At 45.3% G+C, this 10,000-nt stretch carries 6 protein-coding genes, 1 tRNA gene and 2 rRNA genes (2 of these 9 running past the window's edge); 1 reads left to right on the forward strand and 8 read right to left on the reverse strand.

What is annotated here, in order from left to right; translation table 11 throughout:
- Positions 1 to 607: the 3' portion of a prohibitin family protein gene (locus tag E3D00_RS01215; protein ID WP_141459218.1), read on the forward strand. Its footprint begins 284 nt before the window's first position; only the last 607 of its 891 coding nucleotides appear in the window; its start codon lies beyond the left edge, outside the window; it ends in the stop codon at positions 605 to 607.
- Positions 608 to 655: 48 nt separating this feature from the next.
- Here the strand turns inward: E3D00_RS01215 and E3D00_RS01220 are convergent, their stop codons facing one another.
- From E3D00_RS01220 to E3D00_RS01255, 8 genes are all read right to left on the reverse strand, one after another.
- On the reverse strand, positions 656 to 3,718 hold the full coding sequence (locus E3D00_RS01220; RefSeq protein ID WP_141459220.1) for an efflux RND transporter permease subunit: 3,063 nt from the start codon (positions 3,716 to 3,718) through the stop codon (positions 656 to 658).
- Between the two features lie 2 nt (positions 3,719 to 3,720).
- On the reverse strand, positions 3,721 to 4,881 hold the full coding sequence (locus tag E3D00_RS01225; RefSeq protein ID WP_246091454.1) for an efflux RND transporter periplasmic adaptor subunit: 1,161 nt from the start codon (positions 4,879 to 4,881) through the stop codon (positions 3,721 to 3,723).
- The gene (locus E3D00_RS01230) at positions 4,878 to 6,155 is read right to left on the reverse strand and encodes a TolC family protein (RefSeq protein ID WP_246091455.1); all 1,278 of its coding nucleotides are present in this window, start codon (positions 6,153 to 6,155) and stop codon (positions 4,878 to 4,880) included. The genes E3D00_RS01225 and E3D00_RS01230 overlap by 4 nt, the downstream gene beginning before the upstream one ends.
- A gap of 166 nt (positions 6,156 to 6,321) precedes the next feature.
- Entirely contained in the window at positions 6,322 to 7,653 is a 1,332-nt protein-coding gene (locus E3D00_RS01235; RefSeq protein ID WP_141459221.1) for a hypothetical protein, read from the reverse strand.
- Positions 7,654 to 7,781: 128 nt separating this feature from the next.
- Positions 7,782 to 8,117, reverse strand: a complete 336-nt coding sequence (locus tag E3D00_RS01240; RefSeq protein WP_141459223.1) for a hypothetical protein — start codon at positions 8,115 to 8,117, stop codon at positions 7,782 to 7,784.
- A gap of 503 nt (positions 8,118 to 8,620) precedes the next feature.
- Positions 8,621 to 8,697: transfer RNA gene (locus E3D00_RS01245), tRNA-Met, on the reverse strand.
- A 40-nt stretch (positions 8,698 to 8,737) separates the two neighbouring features.
- Positions 8,738 to 8,852 (reverse strand): 5S ribosomal RNA (rrf, locus tag E3D00_RS01250).
- 84 nt (positions 8,853 to 8,936) lie between these two features.
- Positions 8,937 to 10,000: ribosomal RNA gene (locus tag E3D00_RS01255) — 23S ribosomal RNA — on the reverse strand (it continues 1,673 nt past the right edge of the window).

Raw genomic sequence — 10,000 nt, forward strand, 5'->3', positions numbered from 1 at the left:
TACGACTGTCTCTGTTACGTTCCATATTAATCCAATTGACGCTCCTAACTTTTTCCGTGATTTCAGAACCCTCGAAACTCTCGGACAACGCATTATCGAACCAACCGTATCAAACGATGTGCGAGCGATTACTGCAAATTATAATGCTGAAGAATTAATTACAAAAAGAGATTTAGTTGATAATCAGATTAAAGAACTCGTTATTAAATCTCTTTTACCATATCATTTAAATATTGAAGCTGTGAATATAGCAAATTTTGAATTCTCTCCGGCCTATAATCAAGCGATTGAAGCCAAGCAGGTAGCGCAACAACAAGCTCTGCAAGCCCAATACACGCTTCAACAAGCACAAATTTCAGCGCAGGAACAAGTCGTTCAAGCAAAAGCACAAGCAGATGCTGCTATTGCAACTGCTCAAGGACAAGCGCAGGCCCTTTTGGTCACATCCCAAGCGCAAGCCAAAGCTAATAGTGCTATATCTCAATCTTTAACACCCGCGCTTCTTCAACAAAAAGCGCTCGATCGATGGAATGGAACAATGCCAACATATCTAAGTGCTGGTGCTGCATTACCATTCATCAGCAGCAATACTTTCCAAGGTAAATAAGCCCAATAAGAAACCCACAAGCACATTTTTTTGGGTTTCTTATTCTCCTTATTCGACCGTTTTAAAGACTCTCGCATACAAAGTCGGGAAAACAATTAACGTTAATAATGTGGAGGTAATAAGCCCTCCTATAACTACGGTCGCCAAAGGCTTTTCTACTTCAGCTCCCATACTCCCAGAAAAGGCCATCGGAAAAAAACCCAAACTCGCAACGCTTGCAGTCGCCATGACAGGGCGAAAACGCGCTTTTGCTGCCTCCAGCGATGCTTGCCGGATATTCATTCCTTCTTTTTCAAAAATCCTAATTTGGCTCACTAAAACAACACCATTCAATATTGCGACCCCAAACAAGGCGATAAACCCTATACCTGCAGCGATACTAAAAGGCATACCTCTCACATAAAGAGCTAATATTCCGCCCGTAGCAGCTATCGGTAAATTAATAAAAACAAGGGAAGACGCTTTTACAGACCCAAGAGCAGCAATAAGCAGGGCAAAGATAACCGCAAAAGCAATCGGCAACACAAGCAATAAACGAGCAACGGCTGAACGCAAATTTTGAAATTGACCCGCCCAGACAATCTGATATCCCGGCGGCATCTTAACTTTGTCCTGAACGGCTTGCTGTGCCTGAGAGACGAAAGAGCTCACATCCCTCCCTCGCACATTTGCCTGAACAATTATACGCCTATGAACTCGATCCCGATCAATCCGTGTCCATCCGTCCACACTTACAACTTTACAAACACTCCCAAGTGGAACCCAGCCATGCCCATCAGCACGATGAATCGGTAATTTCTCTATTTTTGAAATCGAATTTACAGAAATATGAGCCAAACTAACTTGCACTGGGATAATTGAATTATTCAAAATAACGGACTTACCAACGTAGCCACCAATTGCCGTTATCTCATCCAAAATATCTGAAACAGCTACGCCATAACGAGCCGCGGCATCACGGTCTACATCCAAGTGCAAGAATGGCATAACTCCTCCTCCAAGTAATGCCACATCTGCTGCCCCTGGAACTGAGTTCACAACACTACTTACCTGCTCAGCTAAACCATTCAACTCATCTAAATCATCACCATAGATCGAAATAGCCAGTTGGGTTCGAACTCCCGATAACAAATCATCCATCCGCATTTGAATCGGCTGCGACCATTCGTAACTGGCACTCGGTACTTTTTCCTTTAAAGCGGCCGACATATCTCGAACGAGGTCTGATTGCGTCGTATGATGCGAGCCCCACTGAGAGCGTGGTTTCAAAATAATAAAGCTATCAGCCTCATTTTGTCCCATTGGATCTGTTGGAATAGCAGCTGTTCCAATATTACTGACAACTGTTTTTACCTCGGGAAATGAACGAATAATTTTTTCTTCTCTGGTCACGCCTTCAATCACAGTATCAAGAGAAGCACTTGGCAAACGTGTCGCAGCAACGGCTAAAGACCCTTCTTCAAGCGTTGGAACAAACTCTCCTCCCAATCGAAAAGTTAACCCCATCGATAATATAAAAAGCAAAGTCGTTCCTAAAATCACCGTTCGACTATGCTGCTCTGTCCATAATAATGCCGGATCATAATATTTACGTAAAAAGCGAATAAAGCGTGTTTCATGATCTTCTGAGACAGGATGACGCAAAAACACAGTTGCAAGAACAGGGATACAAACAAAACAATAGACAAGAGAGGTAAGCAAACCCATGACAACCGTCTCTGCCATAGGTCTAAACATTTTTCCCTCAATGCCTTGAAGCGACAAAATAGGTAAATAAACTGCTATAATTACAAAAATTGAAAATGTTACAGGACGAATGACAAGCCGAGCAGATTGAACGGCTGCGTCTTTGACCGATCTTTGTTCGCCCTCAACCTGACGAATAGTCAAGAAATGTTCGATAATAACTAAAGAGCTATCAACGATCATTCCAAAATCGATCGCTCCCAAACTTAATAAATTCGCAGAAACACCAAAAATACGCATACCAATAAATGCACATAATAGCGCAACAGGTATAGCTGAACTAATAACAAGAGCCGCCCGCCAATCTCCCAGCACGACAATCAAAACGAAAAGAACAAGGAAAGCACCTATGACCAAATTTTCTTTTACGGTCGATATGGTTTCTTCCGTTAAAACAGAACGCTCATAATACGGAACGATCTTCATACCGGGCGGTAAACTATGCTGTATCTGCGGTAAGGTTTTATTAATTTTTGACAAAACTGCGTTTGAACTCGCACCATCCTGCATCAATACCACGCCTATAACTGCTTCCCCCTTTCCATCACGCGTAGCAGCCCCCAAGCGCGTTCTTGGTCCTAAAACAACTCTCCCTACATCCTTAACACGAACAACTGATCCATTTTTTCCCATTTTTACGGGGATCATCCCTAACGATGGCAGGTCGTTAATCAAAGCACGACCAATAATCACCTGCTGCTCTGCATGGTGATTAATCCACCCACCCCCTGCCGAGGCATTATTCGCATCCATCGCACTATACACTTCTGGAACAGAAACGTTATATGCACGCAAACGAACCGGATCCAAAACAACCTGATAGGTCTCCTCTGCCCCTCCGTTCCCATTAACATCAGCAACACCGGGTAAGAGTTTTAATTGAGGTATGACATTCCACTGCAAAACCCGGTTCAGATCCATCAAGGAATAACCAGGACCAACGAGCTGAAATTGCATTATTTCTCCCATGCCTGTCGCACGGGGGCCCATCTGAATGCTAACATGTGGAACCGCAATATTATCACGCGCAGTCGTTAAGCGCTCAGCAACAAGAGTTCTGTCAAAATCAATATTTGTATGATCTTCAAACTGTAAATAAACAACGGCAACCCCGGTCCGAGACACAGACCTCAGATCAATCACACCCGGAAGACCTGTGAAGCTAACCTCCATTGGAAAAGTAAGCAGCTTTTCAACTTCCTCCGTTGCCAATCCGGGAACCGTAGCAGACACCATAACTTGACGCGGAGAAATATCAGGCACAGGCTCTACAGGCAGGCCATTAACCGCAACAATTCCGCCAACACATAACGCAACTAAAAGACCAAATATAAAAAATCGTTGTCGCTGGAAAAAATCAAACACAGTTAATCTCCTCCAGTCTCGCCCAGCATGGCCACTGCTTTTAAAGAGAAACTCCCTTTCCCAACCACATGATCGGTATGTGTTAAATTTCCTTCAACAACACTTTGGCCACTCCCCTCAAGAAGCACTTTCACAGGTATAGGCGTGAAATGATCGGGGGATGTTTGTTTATAAACAAAACTATGGCCATCAATATTCTGCAAAGCTTGCGACGAAATAATGAACCCTCGGGCCTTATCCGTACTTTCAAGACGAGCATTCAAAGGTATTCCCGGATGCAGGTTTATATTCGTTTTATGGTCAGGCAAAAAAGCAATAACCTTAACAAGCCCACTATCGGTATCGACTTCCTCGTCAATAGAATGAATAGTCGCTTTTATTCCATTTAATGAAACACCATCTCCCAGACCAGACAGTATCATTTGTGAGCCATTTGCGACTTTAGATGCTTCTTCTGGCGGTAAATACGCTTCAACCCATAATGTTGATAAATTAGAAATCCGCACCACAACATCAGACGTGCTGATATCATTATTCACTGCTGTATTTACAAAATCGACAACACCATCAACAGGAGAAATGAGAAGAGATTTTTCTTCTTCTAATACCTTCTCCGTAGAAGAACTGAACTCTTCTTCCACGCGATGTTTTAAAGTTTGGATAGAAGCTTCATGATACCGGACGGCAGCCTGCGCACTCTGAAAGGCAGCCTGTCTCCGTGTAACTTCCCCTGCGGAAACGGTTGTCCCTCGTAACGCTAACCCTCGATGATACGCTTGTGACGTATTTGCTAAATCAGCCCGTGCTTGTGCCAGCTGAGCATTCGCCTGTTCCAACTGTAGTTTCACAACATGCAATGAATGATCCACATAGGAAATAAGACCATCTCCTGCATGCACCTTTTGCCCCGGTATAACTAAAACAGAGCTAACTTTTCCGTCACCCGCCGGCCGAATAGAAACTGAACTGGCTTCATTTTTAATAACTCGAGCCATTGCCTCTATCGGTAAGTGTAACTCCCCGACAGTCGGATAAAACAGCTCTACCCCTTCACTCTTTTGGGCTTCTTCTGTCATCACAACAGGAGATTGCCATAAGGCAGATCCAGCATACGCCCAATGGGGTAAAAAAAATGCGACACATCCGACCAAGAATTTTTTCATGGGATATATCCTAAAGCAATCACTGTTCGGATAATGGCAACCTGCTGGTTAATTTCTGCTCGATTAAACATAAGAAGGGCATTGTAAGCATCCATCCGCGCTCGCACGGCTTCAATCAATGGCGTCTCACCACTTTTCCATGATTTTTCCATCTCGGACGCTCTTAAAGACATATCCCGCGCGGCAACTCCTGTCCGCATAACCGAAACCATAGAGCTCCGCAAATGTGCTTGCACACGTACCATTTCTGCCGTGACTTGACGGCGTGTCATAATTTCCTGTGTCGTGGCGGCTGCCAAAGCGCTTTGTGCAGCGGTACGTATAGGTGTTGATGTAACAGAACTGGGAAGAGGAACCCGCACATTAACACCTACCTGCGTATCCCAAGGGGATCCATACTGCCCCTGATTAATTACCCCTACCCCCACCTCTGGATTCGGCATAAAGCTACGAGCGGCAAGATGTTCTTTCTCACGCGCAACGGCAGTCGCTTGGTGCACAGCTTTCACACGCGGATCATCTAAATCCACCCATTGATGATGCGACGCCTGCACAAAAAGCCCCCAATGCTGATCTATTCCAGAAAAATCTGCCGGTGTTGGCTGCCCGGTTAAAATATCCAAAGCACTTTGGCTGGCCTCAACCTCTTCTTCTGCTAACGACAAGTCACTTTCTGCTTGCGCTATTTCAGCCCCAACGGCTTGAACATCGGTATCCGTGCTTTCTCCAATGCTCCGTGCTGTGCGAATGGCGCTATCAATACGTTGGAGTGCAGCTACCGTAGATACTAACAAATCTTTCCGACGATGCGCCAAAAGAACGGCGGCCATGGCATCCGTCACTCGAATGGCCACCACCATATGCGCAACGTCTTTATCTGCCAGTGCAGCTTGCACATCCGCCTGCGCTACCCGTTCCGTCGCTGTCCCTTGCCCGGGCAGCCATAAAGGTACTGAAATAACAGCTTGCGTTGTCCGATAACCATATGGGCGGCCACTTACTCTATCGTCATAATAACTTGCATCAAATGTGGGCCCTCCAGCGAACCATGACCGTGCTGCATGAGCGCGTTTGTGCGCTCCTTCTTCTTTTATTCCCACCTCATTTTGTGCCGGGTCATGAGCCCACGCAGCCTGAATCGCTTGATGTAAGGATAAACGATCCCCTTGATCCGCTGCAAAAGCAGAAGCCACTGAAAAATACAAACAGGCCAAATACGCCGCATATTGTTTGTTTTTCCGAGTATTCCTCACAATCTTTACAACAGACAACACACTGAGCACACCTTATCGTTCTCTTTACCTCTTTCTTATAAACTTCTTGTGACGAGAGGTTCAAGAAAGTTGATATGCTCAGATACCGTTCGTTATGAACAAAGACACCGACAAACCATGAGGCCTGTCGTTAATCTTTTTATTAACAACAGGTAAAAGTTCATAATTAGCTAAATAATGATGGAAAAAGAGTATTATGCTGAGCCGGTGTAATCGTCACATTATGAGTAGATGACATTGTTCCGGTTGAAGGTATATGGCTCGCTTGAGTTGCTGTATTTAAAATGCCGCCTGCTAAGTTAAGTACATCCGTAAAGCCCGATCCAACAACATTGACAAAAGGAGACAAGAAATCACCTGCACCATGAGAAAGATCTGACACGATATTCTTGAGTGTATCATTCACAAGATTTTGTGGCAGTGCTGGAAGGTTCAACATTACGTCTGGAATTTGAGTTTTTGACGTTAAAACAGCTCCGGGTGCTTTCTGTAATTCAGAAGGCAGCGAAATTTTTCCCGTTGCGGCCGCAGACGCGGTTTTAATCGCTGTGTCAAAAATGTTGGTTGATGCATTACCAGACTTTGTATCTTGCTCTTGAATACGTGTTGCTCGTAAGGCATCTAACTCTTGATTGCTGGTCACTTTTTCTGGGCTGGAATCTACTCTAGATGTCGCCATCCAAGTACCTTCGCCTGTCAGCCAGTTTTTACCCAAATAAACGTGCCCATTGATGAAGTTGGGGTCTCCTGCTGCACTTTGGCCAAGTACATCTTCCTCAAAAGCACGGGCTAAAACTTCTGCTTTAACGCCTTCTTCAACAGAAGAAGATACAATCGTAGGAACACCAACATTTAAAATATTGAGAAACTCATTAACTTCGTCACTAATAGACCCTGCATGAAAAGACAGTCCTAATTGCTGAATAGCCATATTTCCTGTCACGGCAACGGCATTTGCGGTCGTAGCAATAAATTTATCATACTGAGCGGTATCCGCCATAATGGCGTCTCCGACAGTTTGTTTCCCTTGGAATGGCGTGTTCCAATAATAAAAAGAACCGCCCCAGCCCCCAGGAGTCATACCGCCATATTTGAGGGATGTTCCAATATCATCTTCCAACATAGAATTAATTTGTTGAAGACTGCCCGTTTTTAGTGTTCCAGAAACAACAGATAAGCCAATCTTGTTGGAAAGAGTCTGGAAATCTACACTTTTTCCATCCCAAGCAAGCCCATAACTTGTTGCTGTATGGATAAAAATATTACCAAAACTAGTTGGGTCATTCCCATTAATTGTGATGGCTTGCTGGTACCAAAACGTACTTGCTGCATCGAGAGTATTCGTTCCCGTAGAAATAGCATCTTGCAAAAAAGAGATCATGTCCTGATAGCCTCGGTAAGCATTTGTTGTACCACCAAGCGTATCAACGTTGAGTTTATCAATTTGGGTTTTTGTAAGCTTGAGAGGGCTATTTATATCAGATGATCTATTCTGCATGATATCCTGCTTTTGATGATGCAAAGTTTACATTTTGCTTCAATATATACTTGGAACGACTATCCCCCGGAAAGGGAGTTACCCGGCACTGACGCCGCCGGGTAACGAAGAAAGAAATCAACTATAAATTAGTCGATGCCTTTAACCCATTCGTTTTCATAGTGATAATCAGGGGTGATGGAACCACCAAGTGATTGTCCAATACCGTTTACGAACTTAGATACGTCATAGACTGCTTTGTCAGCAAGCTGATGAACTGCACTGACAATTGGGCCTGATACAGCTGTAATAGCAACAGCGCCTGGGCTAACGAAGTCTTGCAAAGAGTTAACAACGTTAGAAGCACCAATCAGAGAGTTTCCGAAAAGGGCGCTAATGCCTTGAGTTGTAGGAGGAACCAAGAATGTTCCTAGGATAGATCCACCAGAAACTTCGTCTAGTTCAAACGTAGAAAGTTCACGCATCTCTTTTTCCTTTGAAGTAATGTTTTAGTGTTTACTAAAAAACAAACAATCAATTGAATGCACTGATTAATAGCGAACACTAAATTTAAAGTAATATTAAAAACATTCAAAATGACAATAGATAATTACACAAATAACTATTTTTTTTGTTAAAAAAAATAAAAACATAAAAATACCTTAATGCTCAAGGTCTTTTTTGATATCAAACTTTCTACTTAATACCCCCCTACTCTCAGGGAGAGAGAAATATTCTATCCACTTCATTTTATGAAATTAAATATAGATTTTTCATTATCTTAGGCGTTTAAAACACACAGCCTATCTTACTCAATCAACTCTGCTTACTATTCTTAGACCGGGCTCAATGGAGCTTCAGGGTATACAACTAAACCACCTGAGTTATTAGCGGATGACAAAAACCGTATTGTGTAACGTGCTCGTAGCCTCTTCAAGCTTCATCATTATCTGATGTGGCTGTGGTGCTTTAGATTTTGATGGGGGATTGGTTGCGGGGGCAGGATTTGAACCTGCGGCCTTCAGGTTATGAGCCTGACGAGCTACCGGGCTGCTCCACCCCGCGCTGGTGGATATGTTGGTGAGGATTGAGGGTAAGCTAGGGGACCTGGCGGCGACCGACTTTTCCGCACCTTAAGGTGCAGTATCATAGGCGCTGAGGGTTTTCACGTCCGAGTTCGGGATGGGATCGGGTGTAGATCCCTCGCCAAAGCCACCAGGTCTTCTAGCTCACCCTATCATGAGAGGGTGGTGATTGGGTTGGTGTATTGAATGAGGAGTGTGACTGATTTCTGTGCATGTGTTGATGTGAGAGGTATGAGCGATTAGGACCGGTTAGCTGCATGCATTGCTGCACTTTCACACCCGGCCTATTAACGTGATGGTCTATCACGGCTCTATGAGACCTCGTTTTGAGGTGGGTTTCCCGCTTAGATGCTTTCAGCGGTTATCCCGTCCGCACTTAGCTACCCGGCTGTGCCGCTGGCGCGACAACCGGTGCACCAGAGGTGCGTTCATCCCGGTCCTCTCGTACTAGGGACAAATCCTCTCAAGTCTCTTACACCCACGGCAGATAGGGACCGAACTGTCTCACGACGTTCTAAACCCAGCTCACGTACCACTTTAATCGGCGAACAGCCGAACCCTTGGGACCTGCTCCAGCCCCAGGATGTGATGAGCCGACATCGAGGTGCCAAACCTCCCCGTCGATGTGGACTCTTGGGGGAGATCAGCCTGTTATCCCTAGAGTACCTTTTATCCGTTGAGCGATGGCCCGTCCACGTGGGACCACCGGATCACTATGGCCGACTTTCGTCTCTGATCGAGCTGTCACTCTCACAGTCAGGCGGGCTTATGCCATTGCACTCAACAGCCGGTTTCCGACCGGCCTGAGCCCACCATCGCGCGCCTCCGTTACACTTTGGGAGGCGACCGCCCCAGTCAAACTGCCCACCATGCAGGGTCCCGGACCAGGCTTACTGGTCTCGGTTAGACATCAGAAAAATTCAGGGTGGTATTTCAAGGATGGCTCCACCGGTGCTGGCGCCCCGGCTTCAAAGCCTCCCACCTATCCTACACAGAATTTTCCTGATGCCACTGCAAAGTTGCAGTAAAGGTTCATAGGGTCTTTCCGTCTGACCGCGGGTACCCCGCATCTTCACGGGGAATTCAATTTCGCTGAGCCGATGCTGGAGACAGTGGGGAAGTCGTTACGCCATTCGTGCAGGTCGGAACTTACCCGACAAGGAATTTCGCTACCTTAGGACCGTTATAGTTACGGCCGCCGTTTACCGGGGCTTCGATTCAACGCTTGCACATCTCCTCTTAACCTTCCGGCACCGGGCAGGCGTCAGGCCCTATACGTCATC

Origin of the sequence: Swingsia samuiensis, assembly GCF_006542355.1 — a bacterium.
Classification (GTDB): domain Bacteria; phylum Pseudomonadota; class Alphaproteobacteria; order Acetobacterales; family Acetobacteraceae; genus Gluconobacter; species Gluconobacter samuiensis.

What these genes read in the sequence shown, in the direction of transcription:
- E3D00_RS01225 (WP_246091454.1), bottom strand. Translation starts at nt 4,881, where the DNA reads ATGAAAAAATTCTTGGTCGGATGTGTCGCATTTTTTTTACCCCATTGG.
- E3D00_RS01240 (WP_141459223.1), bottom strand. Translation starts at nt 8,117, where the DNA reads ATGCGTGAACTTTCTACGTTTGAACTAGACGAAGTTTCTGGTGGATCT.
- E3D00_RS01235 (WP_141459221.1), bottom strand. Translation starts at nt 7,653, where the DNA reads ATGCAGAATAGATCATCTGATATAAATAGCCCTCTCAAGCTTACAAAA.